Below are 25,005 nucleotides of genomic sequence, written 5' to 3' on the forward strand. Positions count from 1 at the left end.
TGCGGTATAAGAAGAAATATAGCCATTTTTTGATGAGTGATTGAATATTTATTGCTTTTGGAGTAAGACGTTATGAGGTATTGTTTATTTATTGTCTTCGTGGTGATGTCGTGGGTTGCACAGGCTGAAGAAATTTTACCAGCAGGATGCAAAGCCATTAAAGTCAACGGTGACTCTGTTATGCTGACGGCACCAAACCCAGTGTTGATCATGCTTCATAATATTTCTAATATGGACCTCTGGGTGACTCATCCTGTGTCTGAGCCAAATGCTAGTGCTGGCTGGAGTAGTCGCTTACAAGCAGGAAATTGGTCGGCACTTGCTTTGCAGAACAAATCATTTGAATTGACGTGCATTGAGTCAAAACCAGGTCATGAACAACAAGTTGCTTGTGCTGATGTGCTGGCGGTTTGCCAATGGCCTGGAGGCTCCATGCCCGCACAAGGTGAAGCAACGACGTATTGGGCTGGCGAAGATATGTCTTTATCTGCTTTAACAGCCTATTTGGGACGTCGAGGATTTGAATTACCGGAGCCACGGCAATAAAGGTGGTCAGTAAAATTAGAATACTTGGTCTTTATTGATAATGATATACCGCATTTCATAGGTGAAAGGTATGGTGAACCGTGAGTAAAAAATCGAAAACTCCCTATTATAAATCGGATCCTTTTTTAAAGCGGGAGAGTGAAAAATATGTGGACCCTATTCCTAGTCGTGAATTAATTATAAATATATTTGAGGGTTTTGGTCGGCCCATGACCCGTAATCAGCTGATCAATAAATTGGAGCTGGAGGATGAGAGCAAGCAGGAAGCGCTTGGATTTCGTTTGCGTGCCATGCTGCGTGATGGGCAATTGATGCTTGACCGTCGGGGGCGATATTGTTTATTACAGCGAATTAATCTCCTGCGTGGCACAGTACAAGGTCATCCGGATGGTTTCGGCTTTTTCATCCCCGACCAAGGTGACGAAGATATGATATTGGCTGCTAAGGAAATGCGGTCAGTGATGCATGGTGATGTTGTCCTTGCTTATCAAATTGGTGTGGATAGGCGCGGCCGTCCAGAAGCCAAAATTCATGAAGTGATTGAGCATGCGAATACGAATGTGGTTGGTCGATTTTTTTCCGAGCATGGCATAGGATTTGTTGTGCCAGATAGTAAGCGTCTAACACAAGATATCTCTATCCCGCTCGATATGTCACTCGGTGCTAAAAATGGGCAGATCGTATTGGTTGAACTGGTTGCATATCCAAGTCGGAGAAATCAAGCGGTTGGTCGAATTATCCATATTCTAGGCGAGCATATGGCTCCAGGAATGGAAACTGAAATTGCTATTCTTGCGCATGGGATTCCTTCTGAGTGGCCAGATGATGTGACTGCAGACGTTTCACGCATTCCCATGCAAGTTCATAAAGACCAATGGTTGAAAAGAACAGATTTGCGTCATTTGCCATTCGTGACGATTGATGGGGAGGATGCAAAGGACTTTGACGATGCAGTTTACTGCTATGCGAAACCTAAGGGAGGATACCAGCTTTATGTAGCTATTGCAGACGTTAGTCACTATGTAGAAGTAGGTTCGGTGTTAGATAAAGAGGCCGCTCGACGGGGAAACTCGGTTTATTTCCCTGGAAAAGTTGTGCCCATGTTGCCTGAAGCATTGTCGAATGGTATTTGTTCGCTTAATCCTCGTGTTGATCGGTTATGTATGGTAGTTGAAATGGCAATCGCACCAACAGGGAAAATAAGTCGTTCGCGATTTTATAGGGCGGTGATCCATTCCCAGGCTCGTTTGACTTATACGCAGGTAAATCAATGGCTTACTCAGGGATTTACTGACGAAGCATTTATGCAATTGTGGCCGATGCTTGAATCACTATATACCTTGTATGGCATTTTGCATGCCAGTCGCAGGAGCCGTGGTGCAATTGATTTTGAAACGACAGAGACGCGTATCCTGTTTGATGAGCACAGGAAAATTCAACGCATTATTCCTATCATGCGGAATGATGCGCACCGATTAATTGAGGAATGCATGCTTGCGGCCAATATGGCAACCGCAAAATTTTTGCAAAAAGCAAAGATCCCTGCGCTCTATCGCGTACATGCTGCTCCCGAAGAAGATAAGGTGATTGCCTTGCGTCAATTTCTTGGTGAATTGGGGTTGCAATTAGGGGGTGGGAAAAAGCCGCATCCTAAGGATTTTCAACGGACGTTGACGCTGGTTCGTGAAAAACCGGAAAGACATTTGATTGAAACGGTCATGTTGCGATCTTTGAAGCAGGCACAATACATTGAATCCAACGACGGTCATTTTGGCTTGGCCTACTCCGCGTATACGCATTTCACCTCTCCAATCCGACGCTATCCTGATTTGTTAATTCACCGTGCTGTTGGCTATTTGATTGATAGTAAAACGGTGGATAAATTTGAATATAGTGAAGAGGATATGAGTCGGTTAGGAAAGCATTGTTCGGCAACGGAGCGGCGGGCAGATGAAGCAACCCGCGAGGTGGTTGCTTGGCTTAAGTGTGAATACATGCAAGATAAATTGGGCCAGGTTTTCCGTGGTAGGATTTCGGCGGTAACTGGCTTTGGCATTTTTGTTGAATTGGATGACATCTATGTAGAGGGTTTAGTGCATGTGACGTCCCTAAAAAATGATTATTATGCATTCGATGCGATTAAGCATCGATTAGTCGGCGAACGTGGAGGACGAATTTATCGTTTGGGGGATAAAATGAGCGTGTTGGTGGCAAGGGTTGATTTAGATGAACGTAAAATAGACTTTGAACCCGTTGAAGAAGAGTCGGATGATGAGTGAGCAATTTGTGTATGGTGTTCATGCTGTGGCTGCTTTGCTGGCTAATCCACATCGACGAATAAAAAAGCTGTACCTTAATCAGGAGCGTGTTGATAGCCGCATTCAGGATTTATTGCATACTGCACGCCAACGAGCGGTTCCTGTTGAATATCTTGCTTCCCAGACCATCAATCAGAAGTTTAGACATTTTGTTCATCAAGGGATTGTTGCCAAGGCTGAGAAATTACCAGAATTCAGCGAGCGGGATATTGAGCATTTGGTGGAATCCAGCAAATCTCCTTGTCTTGTTTTAATCTTAGATGGTGTGACGGATCCACATAATCTAGGGGCTTGTTTACGTACAGCTGATAGTGCCGGGGTGGATTTTATTCTTATTCCCAAAGATAAGAACGCTCGTGTTACCCCGGTCGTTAGTAAAGTTGCCTGCGGCGCTGCTGAATCAATACCTCTTGTGCGTGTAACGAATCTGGCAAGAGCCATGGATGCCCTCAAGCAGTTAGGAATGTGGATTTATGGTGCTGCAGGAGAAGCAAAGGCTTCACTCTATTCCCTTGATCATAAAAGACCAATCGCTTTGGTTATGGGGGCTGAAGAAAAAGGATTACGGCGTTTAACTCGTGAGCATTGCGATTCTTTATTTTCTTTACCTATGCTGGGGTCGGTCTCAAGCTTGAATGTGTCTGTGGCCGCGGGCATATGTCTTTATGAAGTAATACGTCAACGGCAAGCAGCTACTTTACAAACTGGTTAATGGTTTTAACCAGTCTTGTTACCAACTCGTTGATTTCATCTTCATTGATAATTAACGCCGGCAAAAGTCGAATGACGGTTTCTGCTGTGACATTTAATATTAAACCATGATCTAGTCCTATTTTTCTTATCTCAAGGGCTGGCCTGTCCAGTTCGATACCTAGCATGTAGCCTTTGCCACGGATAGCACGCACATTGGGATGTTCTCCCAATGCTTTTATCAGCTTATCTTTAAGAATTAGGCTATTATGGGTGGTTTTTTCGCATAATTTATCGCGCTCAATTACTTCCAAGACTGTTAATGCGGTTGCGCAGGCCAATTGGCTTCCACCAAATGTTGAGCCGTGATTACCAGGTTTAAAAAGATTGCAGGCGTGTTTACTCATCAGGCAAGCACTGATAGGAAGGCCATTTGCTAACCCTTTGGCGGTCGTTAATATGTCTGGTTGAATTCCTAAATCCATACAAGCAAATAATTTCCCTGTGCGGCCATTACCAGTCTGGATTTCATCAAGGATAAGCAGCCATTCTTTATGAGTGCAGAGTTTGGCTAATTCACGTAGGTACATTTCATCGGCAACATGAATACCACTCTCACCCTGAATGGGTTCCAACATAATGGCAACGATATCGTCGCGGTTTGCGGCGATGGTATGTATGGCATTAATATTATTAAATGGAGCTCTGATAAATCCGGGAACTAGAGGTTCAAATCCTGCCTGAACTTTTCGACTCCCTGAAGCGGTTAACGTTGCCATAGTCCGACCATGAAAGGCCCCTTCCATGACAATAATGGAGGGGGTTTCAATGTTTTTTTTATGTCCATACAAACGTGAGAGTTTTATGGCGGCTTCGTTGGCTTCTGCACCGGAATTACCAAAAAAAACTTGCTCCATGCCGGACATGGTTGTCAGTTTTTCCGCAAGAAGCTGTTGCTCTTTGATTTGCACCATATTGGAAGTATGCAGGAGCTTGGCTGCTTGCTCTTGGATGGTACGAGTAACATCCGGGTGAGCATGACCAAGACCACAAACAGCAATGCCACTGAATGCATCAAGGTACGCCATACCTTGTTCATCATATAACCATACGCCCTCTCCATGTGTGAATGATATTGGCAGTGGATTGTAAGTGGTAACGAATGCCATAAAAGCTCCTTATCATTCTTTTCTGACGCGAAATAGAACGGTGACGAATTTTTCTGTTGAATTATTGTAAATTGGTTGCTGCAAATTCCCAATTAACCAATTTCCAAAAAGCACTAATATACTCTGGTCGGGCATTACGATAGTCAATGTAATAAGCATGTTCCCAGACATCACAAGTCAAAATGGCATTTAAACCATCTGTCATGGGGGTGCCGGCATTACCGGTGTTAATAATTTTTAAATGACCATCGTTGTCTTGGACTAACCATGCCCATCCGGAACCAAAGGTCGTGGCTGCCGTATTGGTAAATTGTTCTCTAAATTTATCAAATGACCCAAATGCTTTATTAATGGCATCTGCTAATTTACCTGAAGGTTCTCCCCCGCCATTTGGCGTCATGCAATGCCAGTAAAAGGTATGATTCCATACTTGAGCTGCATTATTAAACAGACCACCGGAAGATTTTTTTATAATATTTTCCAAGCTCATTGTGGCAAACTCGGTATTTTCTATCAGTTTGTTTAAATTGTTTACGTACGTTTGATGATGCTTGCCATAATGATATTCCAGCGTTTCTTCAGAAATATGAGGCGCTAAAGCATTCTTGGCATAAGGTAAGGGGGGCAAGGTAAACGTCATGTTATTCTCCTGTATTTCACTGAATGGTAAGTGTAGCAGGATAAAAATGAGTTTCAATGCTGAAGTGCGGTTGACGAATAGAAGAGTTGCGATATGTTTTGATTTTCGCCATAATTACGATGTATTAATGTTTTACTAACAGACAGGTGTGTAGTGGACACGATAGATAAAATTAAAAAGCAAATTGCCGAAAATACAATACTATTATACATGAAAGGCAGTCCAAAAATGCCACAGTGCGGTTTTTCAGCACGTGCGGCCCAATGCATTGATGCTTGTGGCGTAGATTTTGCTTACGTTGATGTGCTTGCCAATCCTGATATTCGACAAACGTTGCCGCAGTATGCTGATTGGCCGACTTTCCCACAATTGTATGTTAAGGGCGAATTAATTGGTGGTTCTGACATCATCGCTGAAATGTATGAGCAAGGTGAGTTGGAAGCGCTATTACGTGAAGCCGCTACTGCAGAATAGATTGAGGACACCCCCTAGTTAAGTATCATTTTCAAAAACACATACTGGCAGCTCCATTGGAGCTGGCTTTAACCACATAAATACGGAGAGGAAGCATGAGTGTTTTAGTCGGTCGTAAAGCACCTGATTTTACCGTTCCCGCAATCTTAGGATCAGGTGAAATTGTTGAAAAGTATAACCTACATAATGCCTTAAAGGATAAATATGGATTGGTCTTTTTTTATCCTCTTGATTTTACGTTTGTGTGTCCTTCAGAGCTTATCGCTTTGGATCGTCGTATGGATGAATTCACGGCTCGTGAAGTAGAAGTCGTTGCAGTGTCGATTGATTCTCAATTTACGCATAATGCTTATCGTAATACGGCGGTAAAAGATGGTGGGATTGGACCGGTAAAATACACGATGGCAGCGGATGTGACTCACAGTATTTGTCAATCGTATGGTGTTGAGCATCCTGTAGCTGGCGTGGCATTTCGCGGTGCTTTTGTCATTGATAAAAATGGTGTTATACGCTCACAAGTTGTGAATGATCTGCCTATTGGTCGTAACATCGATGAATTATTGCGGATCATCGATGCTGTGCAGTTTTTTGAAACCAATGGTGAAGTTTGTCCAGCAGGCTGGGAAAAAGGAAAACCTGGTATGAAAGCGTCTCCCCAAGGCGTTGCTGAATATCTTTCCGAACATTCTGGTTCTCTTTAAGAACCTGTTTTAATAGTCTAGCTACGCAGGGCTAAAAGCCTCGATTTTCTGCGCTCCATTGCTCACATACTACTATGTATGCTGCGCTACGGTGCTCTAAAATCAAGGCTTTTAGCCTCAGTCTGACTCTGAAGACAGGTTCTAAGATTCTCCTAATGACATTAGGCGGTGTTAATGTCATTGCGCAACAAAGTCCTTTGCAAGTGAACATTAAACCTTAAATTTTGGGAACCTTTCCTGATGAATTCATTACTTCCCAGGAATTTACAATAGTACAAAATAATTCAGCGGTTTTCTGTGCATCATAAATAGCTGAATGAGCTTCGTTAATATCAAAAGAAATTCCTGCCGATTTTGCTGCTTTGGCCAGTACTGTTTGTCCGTAAACAAGTCCGGCAAGTGTTGCAGTATCAAAACAAGTGAAGGCGTGAAAAGGTGATTTAAGCTTAGTGCGTTTGGTGGCTTCCTTAATAAACAATAGGTCAAACCATGCGTTATGGCCAACCAGCACTGCTCGTTGACAGCGGCTTCGATTTAAAGCGTTCTGAATGGGCACAAACAATCGTTGCAGTGCAATTGTTTCATCTACCGCAAAGCGTAGAGGTTGATAGGGATCAATGCCGGTGAATGCAAGTGATTCTGCATCCAGTTCGGCACCATCGAAGGGCAAAATATGCTCGAAAAAGGTATCTGTCCAGATTAAACGGCCTTGGTTGTCGACATCCAAAAGAACGATACACATTTCAAGAAGCGCATTTTTTTGCGGATCAACGCCTGTTGTTTCCACATCAACGACAATAGGGAGAAATCCCCTAAAACGATCTTTTATTTGTTTTTTTGTAATAAGATCAGGCGGATTCATGAATACTCCATTGCAGTACCGTTCCTGCGGCTACAGGAACGACTTCTTCTTGGCCAAATGGCAACACTGCCGGAATGATTTGTGATTGTTCTTTGAGTTCAATGCGTGCTTGATTCACTGGAAGATGATAAAATTCTGCGCCAAATCGTCCTAAAAATGCATCGAGTTTTTCCAGCTTATTCAAATCTGAAAATACTTGGGCATACATGGCAACGGCAAACGGTGCTGAATAAATACCAGCACAGCCGCAGGCACTTTCTTTATTTCCTTTCGCATGCGGGGCGCTATCCGTTCCTGCAAAGAATTTTCTGTTGCCACTCACGGCCGCTTGTTGTACGGCCTTTTGATCTTGTTCGTGTTTTAATACTGGCAAGCAATAATAGTGAGGTTTAAGACCGCCGGCCAATAAATGATTACGATTAAACATCAGATGATGAGGGGTGATGGTGGCGGCAATCGTTGGAGGTGCCTGAGTTACAAATTCAACGGCAGCGCGTGTAGAAATATGTTCCAGGACAATGCGTAATTTAGGGAAATCCCGCATCAGGGGGCCAAGATTTTTTTCGATAAACAAGCGCTCTCTTTGATAAATATCATCATAAGTTACCTCTCCATGAATTTGTAAGACGATGTCTTCGGCCTGCATTAATTCCAGAAGTGGATATAACGCTTTTAGTGAAGAAACACCTTCTTCTGAATTGGTGGTTGCGCCTGCAGGATAAAGTTTTGCACCCAACACGTAGGGATGATGTTTTTTAATTTGCTGTAGCTCTCCTCCTCTTACGGTTTCATTGAGATAAAAGGTCATGTAAGGAATAAAGGAATGATGGGTAAGTACGGAGAAAATGCGCTCCCGATAAGCAATGAGTTCTTTTAGCGAGGTGAGGGCAGGTTTTAAATTAGGCATCACTAAGGCACGGCCAAAATGCGTTGCCGTAGCTAAGACTGTATGCGGCAAGGCTTCATTATCGCGAAAATGGACATGCCAGTCGTCGGGACGGGAAATGGATAACGTACGCACGATAAAAAAGCTCCAGTCGTTAAAAATATAGGTAGCATAGCATGTTTTACTGCCAGGCTTGTTGGAAATTTAATAGCATTAATAAATTCTACGAACAAATTGACATTTCGCATGCATCCATAAATAATCGATGTTCACGCCCTTTCAAGTCAGGGCACGAGAATCCCAAATGTGGGTAAATCATGGGTGTGTGGATTATTCTTTCGTTTGACTGTAATCATTTGCATTTATATTAATGCTAAGTAGGTAGCAGCTGAAACCAAAGGCATCTATACACTTGCAAGGAAAAATAATAATCTAGCGGAGATTTAGGATGATTCATATAAAGAAAACAGCCCTTGCTGTTCTTGCCTTTGGCAGTAGTGCCGTATTTGCTGGCACAATGGGACCTGTTTGTACGCCTGGCAGTGTGACAGTACCTTGTGATCGCTCGGGTTGGGATTTTGGTGTTCAGGCATTGTATCTTAAACCGTCTTACAAAGGGGATGCTTATCTAACCAATTTTACCAATACAGCGGACGTTACCAATTGGCGTGATTTAGATCCAGACTGGGGCTGGGGATTTAAATTAGAGGGGTCTTACCATTTTAATACGGGCAACGACATCACCCTCAATTGGTACCACTACAGTAAAACAACCAATCATACATTTTTAGTAGGTACGGCAGACGCTCCTGTGAGTTTGAGCACAGAACTTAAGCCAAAATGGGATGCGGTTAATCTTGAGTTTGGTCAACACGTGGATTTTGGTGAGTTTAAAAACATTCGCTTCCACGGTGGCGTACAATATGCTCGTATCAGCAATGATTATTACGATAACATCACAGGCTTCGCACCAACAGAAAGAGTGCGCACGAAATACAATGGGTTTGGTCCACGTGTGGGTACTGATCTGTCTTATGACTGGAAAAATGGCTTTGCGGTGTATGCGAATGCGGCCGGTGCCATATTGATTGGCGACAGTAAATTTAATACGACGACTCTAGGGATAGTAGATGCGGTTGGAAGTTCCAATGGTTCCAGTACAGTGCTTGTGCCTGAACTTGAAGCCAAGCTTGGTGCAAAATATACTTGTGCTTTAGCGCAGGGAGATTTGACGCTGGATGTTGGCTACTTGTGGCAAAATTATTTTGATGCGCAAAGCTTCCTAACGTCTAGCGGATTGGTTGGCGGAGACAGTGATTTTGGTCTGCATGGGCCCTATATTGGTGTTAAATACATGGGATATGTATAAAAGGCGATGTTTATTCTGCAGCAGATTCTTGCTGCAGAATTTGTTCATGGGCATTTGTTATTAGAAAAGCACTTGGGCTAATAAGTGGGTGTCTTGTAAAAATAACAGGCAAATGATTTTAAAAATAATATAGAATTTTTGGTATTGCTGTTGACAATGGGAATTTGAGGCTGGATAATCGTCCCAAGTACGTTTTCGGATTAGAGCGATGATGGCGTACTGTAGTCAATACAAAGTTGTGGCTTGACGAAAAAACGGAAATTAATAATAAAAAAGTGGAGAAAAGTATGTTGAATCTGAAAAAAACAGCCGTAGCTGTTCTTGCTTTTGGTAGCAGCGCAGTGTTTGCTGGTACCATGGGCCCTGTCTGCACACCAGGCAGTGTGACTGTTCCTTGCGAAAATACAGCATGGGACATTGGCGTTCAAGCTTTATACCTTCAACCAATTTACACAGGCCCTTTGGCATGGACAGGCAGCGTAAGCAATGCTGTTGGCAACCAAAGCCGTCATGTTGATCGTGATCCTGAGTGGAGCTGGGGTTTCAAGCTGGAAGGTTCTTATCACTTCAACACAGGTAACGATCTGAACTTGAACTGGTATCACTTGGCTAGCAAGACCAGAACCAGAACATTCAACGCTGGTTTTGATATACCAGATGTTGTAGATGTTACCGATACCTACACCAACTCTTTCCGCCCACGTTGGGATGCAGTCAACTTGGAACTTGGTCAGCATGTTGATTTTGGTCAAGTGAAAAATATTCGCTTCCATGGTGGCGTTCAATTCGTTCGTATCAAAACCGAACTGACCCACAATGCTTCAGGTACTGTAGATGTTCCTGGAGTTACTGATGGTTCAGTACCTGCATCAGCCAATGCTTCTGATGAAGTAAAATTCAACGGCTTTGGACCTCGTGTTGGTGCTGACTTGTCTTATGACGTAGGTAATGGCTTGGCTATTTACGCCAATGGTGCTACAGCACTGTTGACCGGTACAAGCAAGTTTAACCGTTCAGGAACAGCTACTCTTGGTGGTGTTGGTACTTTGCCATGGTCATCAAGCGGAAGCCGTACCGCAATCGTTCCTGAGTTAGAAGCTAAATTAGGTGCTAAATACACCTATGCTATGGCCCAAGGTGATCTGAGTCTGGATGTTGGTTACATGTGGGTTAACTACTTCCACGCTCAACAATACACACACTTTGGTCTGAGTGATGAAGATTCTGACTTTGGCTTGCAAGGTCCTTACATCGGTTTGAAATGGGTTGGCAGCGTTGTCTAATTCATAGCAAAGCGACTAAAAAAACCCACCATAACGGTGGGTTTTTTATTGTGCTAAATACCTCTCCTATCCTATTCCATTTTTTCTCATGCGCTTTATGAATCTTCATGTCTTATCCACGTGCTATTTATTGCTGGCCAGTGTTTATACTCCGCGTTATAATCGCACCTGAAGTAAAAAAAATAAACAGGAGTTCCGTGTATGAAACACAAAGCACTTATTGTGGCCATGGCAGCTTGCTCTTTTTCTCTCAATGCCTCTACGGATAATGAACAGCTACAGCGTGAAGTGCAGCGGTTGCAACAACAAACCCGTGAATTGCAAGTACAATTAGAACAACTGCAGAAGCAGCTTATCACCCAAACGTCTGCTAAAAAAAGATCAACGACAACAAAAGCGGTTTCTCATAACTCGCAACCGACGGCAAAGCGCGGTTTCTCTGCTGAAAAATCCAAGTCATCGCAACGTTCTTCCCATGAGGCAGCGAAGCCCTTTCATAGCAGCACTGTGAGTGTTCATGCTTTGGATGCACATCCAGAATCATTGGGGTTTTATCCTACCGCCTTAATAGCCGATGAACAGGTTGTGACTTACATCGCCGGCACGCCAGTCGTTAGCTCGCCTTACTTGGGAAGTCGTCCGGCTTTTGATGGGTCTGATTATATTGTAAATATTTCCAGTATTAACCGTGATATAAGATTAATGCAACAACGCCGGCGATTATATCGTGCTTATCAACGCATTGGTTATCCTGTGCCACAAATGCCCATTATTGCATTAAGCGGCAAAGTTGAGCCGGTTGGTACACTCGGGAATACTTTTTTTGGTAATACAACCGGTGATTTGAATTTGGGATCCAGTGAGCTGGATGTTGCTGCTGCTTTAAATGAAAAAGTAGAAGGCTATATGTCTATTGCTTACGATGATTCTCCGCCACAAGCAGGAGGGCAGCGCGTGGCCAACTCATCTTTTTTCCTGAACATGGGATTTGTTAATATCGGGAATTTGGATGAATCCCCTTATTACTTTACTGCGGGGCAATTGTATGTTCCTTTTGGTCGATTTTCTTCTGCCATGGTTAGTTCTCCACTGACCATGCAACTTGCCCGAACACGGGCTAGGCCATTCATATTAGGATATAAGTCGCAAAGTGAAACGGGTCCTTTTGCTGCAGCATACGCATTCAAGAGTGATACCACGTTGGGCAGCTCTGGTGCTGGAGGTTTTAATTTAGGCTATATTTTTGGCCGAGGTGATATGACTGGTGAAATTGGTGCCAGTATTATCAGTTCCTTGGACGACTCAAACGGCATGCAGTTTACCGGTTCAATCCCTGGAACGACGTTTGGCGGGTTTTCTTCTATGACTAATGGTAATGAGGCTGTTCGCAAGATTCCTGGTATTGGAGTTCATGGCAATGTGAGCTTTGATCGTTATAATTTGACGGCAGAATGGGTCGGTGCTGCGCAAACATTCCGTTCGCAAGATTTAAGCTTTAATGGCAGAGGTGCCCGACCTCAGGCTGCACAATTGGAAGCTGGCGTTACTTTTATGGCGTTTGAAAAGCCTGCCTCGCTGGCGGTAGGGTATCAATGGTCAAAAGAGGCGCTTGCATTAAATTTGCCTGCACAGCGTATCAGTGGTGTCTTTAATATTTCTTTATGGAAAGATACCGTAGAAAGTCTCGAATATCGGCATGATATTGATTATAAAAAGAATCAATTTGCCAATGGTGCGGCACCTTCAGGTGTAATGAATGCGAATACGGTAGGAACAGGGAAGGCGGCTGATTCGCTCCTGGCTCAAATTGGCGTTTATTTCTAAATAATACTTTAAGTGCTGCTGTTCCAACCCGTGCCAGCAAACTTTAAATTATTCTTCTCTCTGATTATAGGGAGGAACATTTGAGAGGTGTGGAAAATATTCTGTGTTAATTTGTGCTATCTTTTAAAAAAGACTAAAAAATTTTAACAGGATGTTTTTGTATGTATAACCAGCGAGTAATGACATTCGCCCCTCTTATAGAGTTTGCTTGCAGGTTTCTCCATCCTTCAGAATTGGTCAGGGTCTTTCGCCAAAAACTATTATTACTAACCATGATGTTGCTGGTTTTTGTCCAAGTGAGCTTTGCCGCAAAAGTCATTGAATTGTCCGTCCATGGCGGTATAGGGCCTGCCACTGCGGATTATTTAATCCGTGGTATTGAAAAAGGACATGAAGCGGATCTGATTCTTATTAAAATTGATACACCTGGTGGGTTAGATAAGTCCATGCGCCAGATTGTTCAAACGATATTAACTTCCCAGACTCCAGTTGCCGTGTATGTAACACCGAGTGGAGCAAGGGCAGCTAGTGCTGGTACTTATTTAGTCTATGCTAGCACCATTGCAGCGATGGCACCGGGGACTCATTTGGGGGCGGCAAGTCCTGTGAGCCTCACTGGAGGGATGAGCAATAAGGGCGAGAATAATAAAGAAACAGATACCATGAGTAAAAAAGTAACGAATGATGCGGTTGCTTATATAAGATCTCTTGCACAATTGCGTGGACGTGATGCTGGTTTTGCAGAAAAAGCCGTTCTGGATGCGGCAACCATGACGGCTCCGGAAGCGCTGAAAGCTGGTGTAATTAATCTCATCGCTAAAAACAGGAATGATTTGTTGACAAAATTAGATGGTTTAATGGTTAATCAAGCGGGTCGTGAGATTAAATTAAATACAGCTAATGCCGATGTTGAACTCGTCAAGCCGGATTGGCGTATGCGTTTTTTATTGGTTATTACCGATCCAACCATCGCCTATTTACTTCTATTGTTAGGCATATACGGTATTTTCTTTGAACTTGTTAATCCTGGATTTATTGCACCGGGCGTGGTTGGAGCCATCTCCATGCTGATTGCGTTATATGCGTTACAACTGCTGCCTGTCAATTACGCCGGATTGGCTCTGATATTATTAGGCTTAATTTTTATTATCGCTGAAGCATTTGCCCCTAGTTTTGGTGCATTAGGATTGGGAGGAACCGTCGCGTTCATTATTGGTTCAATCTTGTTGATTGATACAGAGCATGAAAGCTATCAAATAGCATGGTCTGCGATCTGGGCGATGGCTGCGGCAAACGTTATTGTTTTTATTATTTTGCTTAGTATGGCCGTTCGATCAAGACGCAAACCAATACAACATGGAACGCAGACTTTAATCGGCGCTAAAGGGCGCTCGTTGGGTGTGATTGATTTGGAAGGACAGGCCGTGATTCGCGGAGAAATTTGGAGTGTGCATGCGAGCGACCCCATTCATGCTGATAAGCCCATCATTGTGATAGGAGCGGATGGACTGAATCTGGAAGTAAAAGAAACACAAGGAGAATGAAATGGCATTTACAGGATTTTTGATCATTATTTTTCTTTTATTATTGGCCTCGATGTTGCGTGTGCTTAGAGAGTATGAGCGCGGGGTTGTATTTATGCTGGGACGTTTTTGGCGGGTTAAAGGTCCAGGGCTTGTGATTATAATTCCCGTCCTGCAACAAATCGTTCGAGTTGATTTGCGTACTATTGTCATGGATGTTCCCAGCCAAGATGTAATCTCGCGCGATAATGTTTCTGTGAGAGTGAATGCGGTGTTGTATTTTCGAGTCGTACAGCCGCAAAAAGCAATTATTCAGGTAGAAAATTATTTTGAAGCAACCAGTCAATTGGCGCAAACCACCTTGCGATCAGTGCTTGGTCAGCATGAACTGGATGAAATGCTGGCAGAACGGGAGCGGCTAAACAGTGATGTACAAAAAATACTGGATGCGCAAACCGATGGTTGGGGAATTAAAGTCTCTAATGTGGAAATCAAGCACGTTGATCTTGATGAAAGCATGATTCGGGCAATTGCTAAGCAAGCAGAGGCGGAAAGAGACAGAAGAGCGAAGATAATTCATGCGGAAGGCGAATTACAAGCCTCTGAAAAGCTTTCGCAAGCAGCAGAAGTATTGGCAAAGATACCGCAAGCCATGCAACTGCGTTATTTACAAACCTTATCTGGACTTGCAGCAGGTGGCAATTCATCCACGATTGTTTTTCCTATGCCAATTGAATTAGGAGAAATTTTAAATCATTTTGGTAAACAAAATGAGGACAAACCCTAAGCGTTTGTCGTATAAAGTACTTTCTTTCCAGAAGTAGATGTGGTAGAAGAATGTTATTTTGGTGTTATCTGAGGTATGTATGTCAATCAAATCTGATCGCTGGATAGAAATGATGGCTATGGAGCATGGAATGATTTCTCCATTTCAGCCAGGCCAAGTGCGAAACAATGAAACGGGCAGAATTATTTCTTATGGTGTGTCCAGCTACGGATATGATGTGCGTTGTTCCAATGAATTTAAAATTTTCACAAACATCAATTCGGCTATTGTTGATCCCAAGTCATTCGATGCAAACAGTTTTGTTGATGTTCAGGCGGATGTCTGTATTATTCCGCCGAATTCATTTGCGTTAGCAAGAACGGTGGAATATTTTCGCATACCACGCAATATCTTGACGGTTTGCCTAGGAAAATCAACGTATGCTCGCTGTGGCATTATTGTGAATGTTACCCCTCTGGAACCTGAATGGGAAGGGCATGTCACGCTGGAATTTTCCAATACAACGCCGCTTCCAGCCAAAATTTATGCGAATGAAGGGGTTGCACAAATGTTGTTTCTGGAGGCAAATGAGGTATGCGCTGTATCTTACCGCGATCGAAATGGTAAGTATCAAGGCCAGATGGGTGTAACTTTACCGCGCACCTAGAATTTTTAATCATCGCTGATTGGGTGATGATGTCTTGAAGCGTCAACTCTTTCGCGTAATTCTTTACCGGGTTTAAAGTGAGGACTGTATTTTGCCTCGGTAATTACTTTTTCTCCGGTTTTTGGGTTATGTGCATTCCTTGGCGGACGGTAATGCAATGAAAAACTGCCAAATCCGCGAATCTCAATACGTTTGCCTTGAATAAGCGCTTCGCTCATTAACTGAAGAATGTAGTTAATGCTGTTGGTTACTTGCTTTTCGGGTAGATGTGTCATTTTTGCAGCAAGGTTTGCAATGAGTTCAGATTTAATCATATCCACCTCTATTCGCAGTGTGATTAAGTTCCACCAATACTATTACAGGTGATTTCGCTTTAACTCCCCAACTTGAAGCATAAGCATCAAGAACACATCTGAGCAGTTATTTTTTTAATATTACGTTATTAGTATAGACATGAAATAAAATTATTCAATGTTATCAACTGCCTGGATTAAGTTTTTATTTTGTATAAGGCTCTAGACTTCTGTTCGCCGTCTTTGGATATAGGCGGTTACCAATCCCCAACTCATTTTTACGGTCGTTGCATGCATCACAGAAAAGACGGTTGAGGGAATTTTTTTACTGGTTGTTATAATGATCGTGCCAGGAGACACGTTTTCCAACCGCTGACAAAGGGCAGTCCAAGTGTCGCCAATAAAGGCCGTGGCATTTATAAAAATTAAGGTGGCTTCACGAAAATCTGTTTTTAAGAAGTCGCCGTGAATGAAGTGAATTTTACGGGCAACGGTTGCATATCCAGGAGTCTGGCGTAGATTTTCCTTTTGTTTTAATGCTGTGTTATGCAGAGTGCTAAATAATTCAATGCCACAACTTTTTTTCACGTGAAACACCATGGTACAGGCTAGAACGGCTGTTCCAATTCCGCTACCTAGATCATAAAAAATCGTGTTTTTATTAGGTCGTGCACAGGATAACAAAGCAATAAAGGAGATAAAATCAACTTCTCCATAAAGATATTCCATCGCATCTTGATTCTCGCGCGCTTTGCGAGACAAGTTAAATCCATTAAATTTACCGAATAATTCTTGATAAACAGTCAAGTGTTGTTTTAATTTTAACTGCCTTTGCCAATGATTTATTCTGATTTGCCTCAAAGCATATGGGAAGGCAAGGGCAATCAAGAATAGAAAAAGTAATATAATTATAGTGTTCACATGAGCTAACTGTTTTGATGAACTGGTTCTCCGAGGATTTTTATTTTTTCCTGATAGGATAATTTCGGCCACGCATTCATCAGCATTTTACCCGCTCCTCGCTCATTCATTGCGTGCTGATGAATTTCCCAGGGAAATTCATCGCTTATGTATAGCCCGATGGAAAAAGCCGTGAGCAGCGAGGTAAGAAATGCTAGGGCGACGGTTCGCCATTGAAACATGCGTAATAGATTGCCACTTTTCATAATGACATGATTTGCTGATTTCTCAACATGTTCACAACTTTCATTGGCAATCCGGTGGAAGTGTTGTGGATCATATTGTGATAGCTGATTATCAATGCGTTCCAGAGCCTGGGTAGCATGCTGGTTAATCTCAGTCACCGCTTGTTCACACAATGTGGATAGTTGTTGTTGACCATTTGACAGATGCATTAAGAGTTGATGCTCCGTTTGTTGCATGGCGGCCAGGTATTCTTTCCCTTGTTTCAGTGCATTTTCCGCAGTGAGACGAAAGCGCGCTATTCCGGCTTGTGTGAATGTTTCCCGTAGAGAATTAAGCTCAGTCTGTAAGGTCTGTAATCGCTCTTGAAATTGTTGCTGGTGAGAGGCTGCCCGCAATTCAATATCATGACGCCATTCCATCATTTTTGCTTCGGCCAATTCAAAATAGGCAATAAATTCTCCTGTACGGCGTAGCAATTCCTTTAATCGCGTAATGTCTTGCTCATCCATGTGCTCCATATAGACCTCCTCGCTGATGTATGTTGCAATGTTCAGCAATTTTCTTCTAACTGGTACCGGACTGATGTAAAAAAATAGGGTTTTTACATGTCCTGTGGTATACACACCTTAGGCAAATCATGTTGTCATGGACATCTTATTGCTAAATTTAATTATATACCTGTTATCAGTAAATTGGCGATTTTTATTTTCTCAGCAAGGCTACCCTTGATTTGAGACTTCGATGAGCGAGGTAAATTATGATAAAGCATCTGGTCATTATCAGTCTGCTTGCTTTTGGCATACTGGTGGCTTGTATCTATTTACGACAACGCCATCTTATTTATTTCCCATTGCATGATATGCCAAAGCCAATTGATTTTCAGGCAAGTGACATGGGCGTGATTGCCTTAAAAACTCAAGATGGGTTGCAATTAAGTGCTTGGTATAAACCGGCAGTAAAGCCACATCCCACGGTACTTTATCTGCATGGAAATGCAGGACATATTGGTTATCGGATTCCTTTAGCCCGCCAATTTATGAATGAAGGTTTGGGTGTTTTGTTATTAGAATATCGTGGTTATGGTGGAAATGCGGGATATCCAAGCGAGCAAGGATTATACATGGATGCTCGAGCAGCAATGCATTTCCTAAAAACCCAGGGGATACGGCCTGAAAAGGTGGTTTTATATGGGGAATCCTTAGGGACAGGCGTGGCTACACAATTGGCTTCTGAATATCAGGTCTGCTCGATGATTCTCCAGTCTCCTTTTACGTCACTTACGAATTTGGCGCGTTATCACTACCCCTGGATTTTCATTAAACCTTGGGATCGGTTTAATTCATTGAAACGAATCAAATCAATTCATACACCACTGTTAATCATCCATGGAGAGCGTGATCAAATTGTTCCTCATCAACAAGGACTTGCGCTTTATGATGCAGCGAATCAACCTAAAAAAATTTATCTTCTTCCTCAGCGCGGCCATAATGATCTCTGGGGAGAGTCTACTTTTTCTGAGGAAGTGATTCGCTTTATCAAAGAGCATTGCTAAATAAGGGGCTATTTAATTTTATAGAGCCCGCGCGTAAAGCGCGGGAAGTAGCTGTGTGATTAGGGCGAAGTGAATAGCCCAACACGAATTAAATTTTAAGGGAGGCGGTTACATAGGGGCCATCTACCGAAAAACTATCGGTGGCTTTTAATAAACTTTGTAAGAAAAAGGAACCGGTAATTATTCCCTGCGAACCTGGCACATAAGTTGATGGGAGATAATTTTGAATGGCATTCACATAAATGGCCGCCATATAACCTCCTTCAATTGCAAAAGATTTATCATTGGAAAATTGACGGGAATATTTGAGGCCTAATTTTGCATCGACAGCAGGAACGACTTGGACATAACTCTTATGAGAGATCGCTTGGTGATTTACAGGGATGCCTGCGTCAGTCAGGGTTCCAGACGTTCCGGCGGTCTTATAGGAGGGTTGTTGACTGCCAATGTATAAGGCACCTGCGAGTGCTCCTACCACGTTAATATCATACATTCCTTGATATTCACCATCCATACCCAAACGAATGCCTGCCGCGTTGTATTTTGACGTGCTTGTTATGTCAAATGTGTATGGCCCAAGCACCGGATCGTTTCCTGTAAAGTCTGCGATTAGCTTTTGTTCTAGCCAGAGACCACCGACCCCCATAAAAAATCGGCTTTTAAGATTGGGATCAAAGTGTACATGTTTGGCCAGATCAACATTCAATACGTCGTAGTCGTACTTCACTTGGCCTCTTGCTGTACGCGTGGGACCAGCATCCGGGCCAATCACCCAAAATGGTCCTGTCATTTGTTGTTCTGGAGGAGCGGCGTTACTTACAGGGAATGTTGCATCATCTGAGGTACGTAAATGTGTCCAGTAGACATTAATGTCATTGCCAGAATTAGAAAAAACATGACGAAAATTAAGCAAAAGCCCTGCGTTAAAGTCGGGGTTAATTCCTTTGGGCTCCCAGCTTGGTGATAGAATAGGAGTGGCGACGTTAGGGTTAAAAGGATTGACTAAAACGGCATAATCGTTACTTCCTCCTGGCCGCAAAAAAACTGCTCCGGCAGTAAACTCATTCGACGCAGGTAAATTGGGAACATACACGTCAAATCGTCCTTCCTTTGCTGAGCCCATTTCTCCTGCCAGGCTAGTATGAAAGGGATTCATTAGGGCGCCTAAAACTGCAAACGGCAGCAACTTCTTTAACATAATACTTACTCCTTGTAATTTTAAAATCAAACATTGCATTATGGCCCTTCCTGCTATTAATTCATCGAATGAAATTTTTGTGCTAATTCAACAATTGAAGAGCCATCGCTGAAGATACTAAAGTATTTGGTGAGAATTTGAAATAGACTAACTGCATGCATTAAAGTATGAATTTTAAACACAATAGTGTAAAACAACTGTTAATACTTCCTTAATCTTTATTCATTAAAATGAAATTATTCACATTATAACAGGAGAGTGTTATGCCGACGATGCGTCAACACTCAGGGTTTTTTAGTCATCCTCCAGTTAAGACAGCCGTTGCCGCTACAAAATTGCAGCCAGCTTTTATAAATATGGGTGGTAGTGGCGATTGTGGTTTTCGCGCCGTGGCAGCCGGTCTTATTGATAATTTTTTAAGCGGACATCGCTTTAAACCCGATTTAATCAGCAAGGTGCTTAAACGACATAAGACTTACTTTAAAGAACATCGATTAGATTTGGTTTTGGCGACACCACTCGAGGAACTGCGAGAGTTGACAAGGCGTGTCCCTATGGCTGAATTGATACAAAAAATGGCTTATACCTTGAGACAGATGGCGGTCGATGAGCTTTGTGCCAATCCTGCTCGGTATCGAGGTGCTTTTGCTGACAAGAATGAACATACATCGCCTGAAATGATGCGGAAACCATCAACGTGGATAGATGAAAGTGCTATTGCTGCATTGTCCAATACCTTAGGTCTTCCTATTGAGGTGCGGGTTGTTGAGGCAGGTAAAGAAGTACCTATGCGACTGCGATACAATACAGAGGCTACGAATCCTGGTGTCGTCATGCAGCTTCGCGGTGAACATTATATTCCTAGGGTTACTCAAAAAGAGGCATTTGGTTTGGTAAAACATAAATCAGCACCTCATGTTGAGATGGAGGAAGTTCAAAGTGATCCAAGTTTATCAGAAATCCTTGCCATCATAGCAGAAGAGGATAAGCAGTTATGTGAGGAATTTGCCTCTTTGAAACATCGCTTGATGACAATGGTTGCGGCTGGTGAGCTAAATAAAGCCGATTTGTTAAAACTGTATGTGAAAGGGATGCCAACCAGCGATTATCTACAAGGACGGGTGAAGTGTGTCGGTACTGAGTATGGTACTCAGCATTTTTTTGAAGCGATTACCCAAGCGCAAAAGGAACCTGAAGCCATTGTTTTAACGGAAGAGCAGTACGATGAAGCAATGATTAACGAATTGGTGCACGCCCTTGCTCGAGCCATCAGTATTGGCGATATGCCAGAGGAACAAGTTTTCGCCCAAATAGATGATGAGAGCGAACTAAGGCGTCATAGTATTGTGCGCTGAGAATTTGCTATCAAGCTCTGAGGGCGCATTTTGCTTTCCGAAGCGACGGTGCGCCCCTCGCGTTAATTAGAGTTCGTAAATCCCTGTTCTTTCATCCACTCATCACTGGCGTATTTTGACATATAGTTGCGAATGGAATCGGGTAAAATCACCAGGCATTTTTGGCCTTCTTTCAATCTTTTAGCGGCTTGCAGTGCTGCCCACATTGCAGCCCCACTAGAGCCGCCTACTAATAAGCCTTCTTGGCGAATTAGTTGTCTTGCTGTATGAAAGGAATCCTTATCGTTGGTTTTGATGTAGACATCAATCAAGCTGTTATCAAGAACTTCCGGAAAAAAATCATAACCTATCCCTTCAACATGATAGGGTTTTATTTCGTTTCCTCCACCAAGAAGAGAACCAATCGGGTCGACACCAATGATTTGAATGTCTGGCTTATGTTCTTTCAGTCGTTTGGCAATACCGGTTATCGTGCCGCCTGTTCCTACGCCCGCAACCACCATATGTAAATCATCGCCAAAATCATCAATGATTTCTTGCGCTGTACCGGAATAGTGTGCATTGGGATTATCAGGATTGGAATATTGATCCAGAATATGGGAATTGGGGATATCTTGTTGTAATTGTTTGGCGAGTGAAATATGGCTGTCTGGATCATCCCACGCTGCTTCAGTCCGAGTGCGGTAAATAATGGCACCTAAGCGTTCAAGAACGGCCTGTTTTTCATGGCTCATCTTATTTGGCATGGTAATAATCACTTTGTAACCCATAACTGCGCCAGCAAGGGCAATGCCAATGCCAGTATTGCCAGACGTTGGTTCAATCAGTGTGTCGCCGGGTTTGATGCGTCCTTCCTGTTCGGCGTTTTTTACCATTTCATAGCCAATACGATCTTTAACCGAACCACCAGGATTCAGGAATTCACATTTTCCATACAATTCGCAAGATAATTCACTCCCGAGCCGATTAATCTTTACAATCGGTGTGTGGCCTATGGCATGCAGGATATTTTCATAAATCATGATTATTTTTCTCGTAACTTTTTAGGGGCATTATATACCCAAGACACTGCAAAATGCGATTTTTAGTCTGATGCTTATTCTCAATGGAAATCAGTACTTAATTATGTAAAAATTTAACGGTACTGGATAGCGGAATACATCCTCATGTTTTGAGGTCATTTTAATGAGCGAATTGAAGACGAGAGTAGCCAAAGCAGCACTTTCCTATATTGATGATAATATGATCGTTGGTGTGGGTACGGGATCGACGGTGAATTATTTTATCCAGGCACTAGCAACGATTAAACATCGCGTTGATGCTTGTGTTGCTAGTTCCAATGCAACGGAAGCTCGCTTGCGAGCTTTGGGCATTCCTGTGCTTGATTTAAATGTTGCTGATGACTTGCCAATTTATATTGATGGTGCCGATGAAGTAAACGTCAAGCGAGAGATGATAAAGGGGGGGGGCGGTGCATTAACGCGAGAAAAAATCATTGCAACGGCCGCTAGGAAGTTTATTTGCATTGTTGATGAAACAAAACTCGTCCATGATTTGGGCGAGTTTCCAATTGCTGTGGAAGTCATACCGATGGCCAGAAGCTTTGTGGCGCGTGAGATCGTTAAACTTGGCGGTGACCCACAATATCGTGAGGGATTGATGACGGATAATGGCAATATCATTCTTGATGTATTTGGTCTAAATTTAGATTCTCCTGGCGAGATAGAAAATGCCATTAATATTATTCCTGGGGTCGTGGAAAATGGTTTGTTTGCTAGGCGGCTTGCAGACCATGTGTTGATTGCAAAACAAGAGGAAATTATAACCTTATGAGTATTTCCCAGTTTTTTCTGGGAAAGTATGACTCTAAATAATAAAAGGATTTAGATGATGACTGAAAAATCAATCGATGTGCTTGTCGTTGGTGCAGGGCCTGTTGGGCTTTTTTGTGCAAATGAACTGATCCGGCATGGCTTAACCTGTCGCATTATTGATAAAAAGTCACACTTAAGCGACAAATCCAAAGCGTTGGGTATTCATATTAGAACCTTAGATGTACTGGATGATTGCGACTTTATTAATGAAGTCCTTGCTCAAGGCCATAAAGTAGAAGGCATTTTATTTAAGTCGAATGGTAAGACATTAATTGATGCAACGTTTGCCAAGATCGAAGCAAATAGGCATTTTTTGCTTGATTTACCACAAGATAAAACAGAGCATATCCTTTGCGATGGCTTGGTAAACAAGGGCGTGGCCGTCGAATGGCAGACAGAATTGACGGATGTTACACAAAATAAAGATAGTATTCGAGCGCTTGTAACGAAGCAGGATGGCTCACAGGAAGAAGTGAACAGTGCTTGGCTTGTTGCGTGCGATGGTGCTCACAGTACCGTAAGAAGTTCGGTTAACATGCCATTTGTTGGATCCGAATATGATCAAAATTGGTGGTTGGCCGATTTATTGATTGATTGGGAATTGCCTGAAGAACGCATGGTAATCTACTTAAGTAAGTATGGTCCTATGGCTTGTTTTCCTATGGGTGAAAAACGTTATCGTTTGGTTTTAACCGCTCCTGAACACGTTGATAAAGATCCCACATTAGAAGATATCCAAGCTCATTTTAATAAACGAAGCACGGACTCGGCTAAATTGTCTGATCCAGTATGGATTACAAAATTTTATATTCATCATCGCCAAATTCAGCAGTATCGCTGTGGGCGGGTGTTTTTCGCTGGCGATGCGGCTCATATTCATAGTCCTATGGGTGGACAGGGATTAAACACTGGTATTCAGGATATCTACAACCTGATCTGGAAGCTGGCATTGGTGCAGAAAGGGTATGCTCGGGAAGCAATTCTTGATAGCTATCATTTAGAACGATATCCGGTAGGAAAAGAGGTATTGAAAAAAACAGATATTATGACGCGAATGATGTTGATAAAAAATCCTCTACTCATTAATCTGAGAAATGCTTTGATGTCATTCATGATGTCTTTTGATTTTATTCAAAATAAACTTGCAAGGCAGGTGGCTGAATTGGAAATTTCATATATGAATAGTCCTATCGTTAAAGATTCAGCGAATTCTAAATGGTTTAAAGCTGGATGCTTTTTGTCAAACTTTAATTTGTTAAATCAAGATAGGAGGCAAGTTCAGTCATTGACTGACATTGTTAAAGGGACGTCACATCATTTATTTCTTTTTTCAGGGAAAACCATGTCGAATATGACAGAACTGATTGAAATTGCAAAGTACGTAAAACAACACCATCCTGAAACGATAGTCCCCCACCTTATCTTAAGCCAGCATCAGGATATTTCAGTGCCGTCATGTGCTCTTTGGCTGGATGATGGCCAACAGGCGCATTATACTTATGAAATTAATCAACCTACAGTTGTTTTGCTTCGTCCAGATAAATATATTGGTTATACTTCGGCGCCCGTAGATAAGGCATCTCTTATGGATTATCTTGATGCGATATTTCAATCACTTTGAAAAAAGATAATTTCTGAAGTAGGTGAGTATTAAGGTATTTATGCTAGACGGTTTAGGATGGCTGCCAAAGTGTAAAAGACACCCAAAACGGAAACCTTTGTACGGGACAATTTTTTAGAAAAGAAGCGGCTTTGAATAAATAACTCGCTGATTTTTAAAATATTTCATACAATTCTTTCGTCGAAAAAAGGAGTTTTAAATGAAATACATCAGCGATGTTAACGTGCATATTAGGTCAACAATTAAAG

24 protein-coding genes are annotated in these 25,005 nt (G+C 42.5%); 15 read left to right on the top strand and 9 right to left on the bottom strand.

Annotated features, from left to right (window positions below; translation table 11 throughout):
- The first annotated feature begins 72 nt into the window (after positions 1 to 72).
- The 3 genes from E1O52_RS07695 (at position 73) to rlmB (ending at position 3,576) form a co-directional block, all read left to right on the top strand.
- On the top strand, positions 73 to 546 hold the full coding sequence (locus tag E1O52_RS07695) for a hypothetical protein (protein ID WP_133128128.1): 474 nt from the start codon (positions 73 to 75) through the stop codon (positions 544 to 546).
- Positions 547 to 626: 80 nt separating this feature from the next.
- Positions 627 to 2,825: a ribonuclease R gene (rnr, locus tag E1O52_RS07700; protein ID WP_133128129.1), complete on the top strand. Its 2,199-nt coding sequence runs from the start codon at positions 627 to 629 to the stop codon at positions 2,823 to 2,825.
- A complete protein-coding gene (rlmB, locus tag E1O52_RS07705; protein WP_165474744.1) occupies positions 2,818 to 3,576 on the top strand; it encodes a 23S rRNA (guanosine(2251)-2'-O)-methyltransferase RlmB in 759 nt (252 codons plus the stop codon). Before rnr ends, rlmB begins: the two co-directional genes overlap by 8 nt.
- Here the strand turns inward: rlmB and E1O52_RS07710 are convergent.
- Complete coding sequence (locus E1O52_RS07710) at positions 3,557 to 4,723, bottom strand: aspartate aminotransferase family protein (protein WP_133128131.1); 1,167 nt, start codon at positions 4,721 to 4,723, stop codon at positions 3,557 to 3,559. The genes rlmB and E1O52_RS07710 overlap by 20 nt on opposite strands.
- Before the next feature lie 61 nt (positions 4,724 to 4,784).
- The gene (locus E1O52_RS07715; protein ID WP_133128132.1) at positions 4,785 to 5,363 is read right to left on the bottom strand and encodes a superoxide dismutase; all 579 of its coding nucleotides are present in this window, start codon (positions 5,361 to 5,363) and stop codon (positions 4,785 to 4,787) included.
- Between the two features lie 153 nt (positions 5,364 to 5,516).
- Here E1O52_RS07715 and grxD point away from each other — a divergent pair, with 153 nt between their 5' ends.
- Both grxD and E1O52_RS07725 read left to right on the top strand, forming a co-directional pair.
- Positions 5,517 to 5,837, top strand: coding sequence for a Grx4 family monothiol glutaredoxin (gene grxD / locus E1O52_RS07720; RefSeq protein WP_133128133.1), 321 nt, complete (start codon positions 5,517 to 5,519; stop codon positions 5,835 to 5,837).
- A gap of 95 nt (positions 5,838 to 5,932) precedes the next feature.
- A complete protein-coding gene (locus tag E1O52_RS07725) occupies positions 5,933 to 6,538 on the top strand; it encodes a peroxiredoxin (protein ID WP_133128134.1) in 606 nt (201 codons plus the stop codon).
- A 217-nt stretch (positions 6,539 to 6,755) separates the two neighbouring features.
- Here E1O52_RS07725 and rnt read toward each other — a convergent pair whose 3' ends face one another.
- The gene (rnt, locus tag E1O52_RS07730; RefSeq protein WP_133128135.1) at positions 6,756 to 7,400 is read right to left on the bottom strand and encodes a ribonuclease T; all 645 of its coding nucleotides are present in this window, start codon (positions 7,398 to 7,400) and stop codon (positions 6,756 to 6,758) included.
- Complete coding sequence (gene pyrC / locus E1O52_RS07735; protein ID WP_133128136.1) at positions 7,387 to 8,421, bottom strand: dihydroorotase; 1,035 nt, start codon at positions 8,419 to 8,421, stop codon at positions 7,387 to 7,389. Before pyrC ends, rnt begins: the two co-directional genes overlap by 14 nt.
- Before the next feature lie 313 nt (positions 8,422 to 8,734).
- Here pyrC and E1O52_RS07740 point away from each other — a divergent pair, with 313 nt between their 5' ends.
- From E1O52_RS07740 to dcd, 6 genes are all read left to right on the top strand, one after another.
- Entirely contained in the window at positions 8,735 to 9,655 is a 921-nt protein-coding gene (locus E1O52_RS07740; RefSeq protein ID WP_133128137.1) for an Lpg1974 family pore-forming outer membrane protein, read from the top strand.
- A gap of 287 nt (positions 9,656 to 9,942) precedes the next feature.
- The gene (locus tag E1O52_RS07745) at positions 9,943 to 10,938 is read left to right on the top strand and encodes an Lpg1974 family pore-forming outer membrane protein (RefSeq protein WP_133128138.1); all 996 of its coding nucleotides are present in this window, start codon (positions 9,943 to 9,945) and stop codon (positions 10,936 to 10,938) included.
- A gap of 201 nt (positions 10,939 to 11,139) precedes the next feature.
- Positions 11,140 to 12,762, top strand: a complete 1,623-nt coding sequence (locus E1O52_RS07750) for an LbtU family siderophore porin (protein ID WP_133128139.1) — start codon at positions 11,140 to 11,142, stop codon at positions 12,760 to 12,762.
- Between the two features lie 272 nt (positions 12,763 to 13,034).
- On the top strand, positions 13,035 to 14,306 hold the full coding sequence (locus E1O52_RS07755; RefSeq protein ID WP_165474745.1) for an NfeD family protein: 1,272 nt from the start codon (positions 13,035 to 13,037) through the stop codon (positions 14,304 to 14,306).
- 1 nt (position 14,307) lies between these two features.
- Complete coding sequence (locus tag E1O52_RS07760; RefSeq protein WP_133128140.1) at positions 14,308 to 15,072, top strand: slipin family protein; 765 nt, start codon at positions 14,308 to 14,310, stop codon at positions 15,070 to 15,072.
- A 79-nt stretch (positions 15,073 to 15,151) separates the two neighbouring features.
- On the top strand, positions 15,152 to 15,718 hold the full coding sequence (gene dcd, locus E1O52_RS07765) for a dCTP deaminase (RefSeq protein ID WP_133128141.1): 567 nt from the start codon (positions 15,152 to 15,154) through the stop codon (positions 15,716 to 15,718).
- Between the two features lie 5 nt (positions 15,719 to 15,723).
- Here dcd and E1O52_RS07770 read toward each other — a convergent pair whose 3' ends face one another.
- From E1O52_RS07770 to E1O52_RS07780, 3 genes are all read right to left on the bottom strand, one after another.
- The gene (locus E1O52_RS07770; RefSeq protein WP_133128142.1) at positions 15,724 to 16,032 is read right to left on the bottom strand and encodes an integration host factor subunit beta; all 309 of its coding nucleotides are present in this window, start codon (positions 16,030 to 16,032) and stop codon (positions 15,724 to 15,726) included.
- Positions 16,033 to 16,233: 201 nt separating this feature from the next.
- Positions 16,234 to 16,773, bottom strand: a complete 540-nt coding sequence (locus tag E1O52_RS07775; RefSeq protein WP_242602198.1) for a class I SAM-dependent methyltransferase — start codon at positions 16,771 to 16,773, stop codon at positions 16,234 to 16,236.
- 164 nt (positions 16,774 to 16,937) lie between these two features.
- Positions 16,938 to 17,675 (bottom strand): hypothetical protein, encoded by a 738-nt coding sequence (locus tag E1O52_RS07780; RefSeq protein WP_133128143.1) that lies wholly within the window; start codon positions 17,673 to 17,675, stop codon positions 16,938 to 16,940.
- Positions 17,676 to 17,914: 239 nt separating this feature from the next.
- Between E1O52_RS07780 and E1O52_RS07785 the strand changes: the two genes are divergently transcribed.
- Entirely contained in the window at positions 17,915 to 18,709 is a 795-nt protein-coding gene (locus E1O52_RS07785) for an alpha/beta hydrolase (protein WP_133128144.1), read from the top strand.
- 88 nt (positions 18,710 to 18,797) lie between these two features.
- On the opposite strand, the gene E1O52_RS07790 is transcribed toward E1O52_RS07785, so the two are convergent.
- The gene (locus tag E1O52_RS07790) at positions 18,798 to 19,907 is read right to left on the bottom strand and encodes an Lpg1974 family pore-forming outer membrane protein (RefSeq protein WP_165474743.1); all 1,110 of its coding nucleotides are present in this window, start codon (positions 19,905 to 19,907) and stop codon (positions 18,798 to 18,800) included.
- A gap of 263 nt (positions 19,908 to 20,170) precedes the next feature.
- On the opposite strand from E1O52_RS07790, the gene E1O52_RS07795 reads away from it, so the two are divergent.
- Positions 20,171 to 21,262, top strand: coding sequence for an OTU domain-containing protein (locus E1O52_RS07795; protein WP_133128146.1), 1,092 nt, complete (start codon positions 20,171 to 20,173; stop codon positions 21,260 to 21,262).
- A gap of 62 nt (positions 21,263 to 21,324) precedes the next feature.
- Here E1O52_RS07795 and E1O52_RS07800 read toward each other — a convergent pair whose 3' ends face one another.
- Positions 21,325 to 22,284, bottom strand: a complete 960-nt coding sequence (locus tag E1O52_RS07800) for a pyridoxal-phosphate dependent enzyme (RefSeq protein WP_133128147.1) — start codon at positions 22,282 to 22,284, stop codon at positions 21,325 to 21,327.
- A gap of 163 nt (positions 22,285 to 22,447) precedes the next feature.
- Here E1O52_RS07800 and rpiA point away from each other — a divergent pair, with 163 nt between their 5' ends.
- Both rpiA and E1O52_RS07810 read left to right on the top strand, forming a co-directional pair.
- Positions 22,448 to 23,095: a ribose-5-phosphate isomerase RpiA gene (gene rpiA / locus E1O52_RS07805; protein ID WP_133128148.1), complete on the top strand. Its 648-nt coding sequence runs from the start codon at positions 22,448 to 22,450 to the stop codon at positions 23,093 to 23,095.
- Between the two features lie 54 nt (positions 23,096 to 23,149).
- Positions 23,150 to 24,757, top strand: a complete 1,608-nt coding sequence (locus tag E1O52_RS07810) for an FAD-dependent monooxygenase (protein WP_242602199.1) — start codon at positions 23,150 to 23,152, stop codon at positions 24,755 to 24,757.
- The last annotated feature ends 248 nt before the right edge of the window (positions 24,758 to 25,005 follow it).

Origin of the sequence: Legionella nagasakiensis (genome assembly GCF_900639915.1) — a bacterium.
GTDB lineage: Bacteria > Pseudomonadota > Gammaproteobacteria > Legionellales > Legionellaceae > Legionella_A > Legionella_A nagasakiensis.

Excerpts from the sequence above, each read along its gene's own strand:
- E1O52_RS07760 (WP_133128140.1), top strand. The coding sequence starts at position 14,308 with ATGGCATTTACAGGATTTTTGATCATTATTTTTCTTTTATTATTGGCC.
- E1O52_RS07790 (WP_165474743.1), bottom strand. The coding sequence starts at position 19,907 with ATGTTAAAGAAGTTGCTGCCGTTTGCAGTTTTAGGCGCCCTAATGAAT.
- E1O52_RS07695 (WP_133128128.1), top strand. The coding sequence starts at position 73 with ATGAGGTATTGTTTATTTATTGTCTTCGTGGTGATGTCGTGGGTTGCA.
- E1O52_RS07770 (WP_133128142.1), bottom strand. The coding sequence starts at position 16,032 with ATGATTAAATCTGAACTCATTGCAAACCTTGCTGCAAAAATGACACAT.
- E1O52_RS07725 (WP_133128134.1), top strand. The coding sequence starts at position 5,933 with ATGAGTGTTTTAGTCGGTCGTAAAGCACCTGATTTTACCGTTCCCGCA.
- E1O52_RS07740 (WP_133128137.1), top strand. The coding sequence starts at position 8,735 with ATGATTCATATAAAGAAAACAGCCCTTGCTGTTCTTGCCTTTGGCAGT.
- E1O52_RS07780 (WP_133128143.1), bottom strand. The coding sequence starts at position 17,675 with ATGGAGCACATGGATGAGCAAGACATTACGCGATTAAAGGAATTGCTA.
- E1O52_RS07745 (WP_133128138.1), top strand. The coding sequence starts at position 9,943 with ATGTTGAATCTGAAAAAAACAGCCGTAGCTGTTCTTGCTTTTGGTAGC.
- E1O52_RS07715 (WP_133128132.1), bottom strand. The coding sequence starts at position 5,363 with ATGACGTTTACCTTGCCCCCCTTACCTTATGCCAAGAATGCTTTAGCG.
- rnt (WP_133128135.1), bottom strand. The coding sequence starts at position 7,400 with ATGAATCCGCCTGATCTTATTACAAAAAAACAAATAAAAGATCGTTTT.
- dcd (WP_133128141.1), top strand. The coding sequence starts at position 15,152 with ATGTCAATCAAATCTGATCGCTGGATAGAAATGATGGCTATGGAGCAT.
- E1O52_RS07755 (WP_165474745.1), top strand. The coding sequence starts at position 13,035 with ATGATGTTGCTGGTTTTTGTCCAAGTGAGCTTTGCCGCAAAAGTCATT.
- E1O52_RS07750 (WP_133128139.1), top strand. The coding sequence starts at position 11,140 with ATGAAACACAAAGCACTTATTGTGGCCATGGCAGCTTGCTCTTTTTCT.
- rlmB (WP_165474744.1), top strand. The coding sequence starts at position 2,818 with ATGAGTGAGCAATTTGTGTATGGTGTTCATGCTGTGGCTGCTTTGCTG.
- E1O52_RS07810 (WP_242602199.1), top strand. The coding sequence starts at position 23,150 with ATGATGACTGAAAAATCAATCGATGTGCTTGTCGTTGGTGCAGGGCCT.
- E1O52_RS07800 (WP_133128147.1), bottom strand. The coding sequence starts at position 22,284 with ATGATTTATGAAAATATCCTGCATGCCATAGGCCACACACCGATTGTA.
- E1O52_RS07795 (WP_133128146.1), top strand. The coding sequence starts at position 20,171 with ATGCCGACGATGCGTCAACACTCAGGGTTTTTTAGTCATCCTCCAGTT.
- rpiA (WP_133128148.1), top strand. The coding sequence starts at position 22,448 with ATGAGCGAATTGAAGACGAGAGTAGCCAAAGCAGCACTTTCCTATATT.
- E1O52_RS07710 (WP_133128131.1), bottom strand. The coding sequence starts at position 4,723 with ATGGCATTCGTTACCACTTACAATCCACTGCCAATATCATTCACACAT.
- E1O52_RS07785 (WP_133128144.1), top strand. The coding sequence starts at position 17,915 with ATGATAAAGCATCTGGTCATTATCAGTCTGCTTGCTTTTGGCATACTG.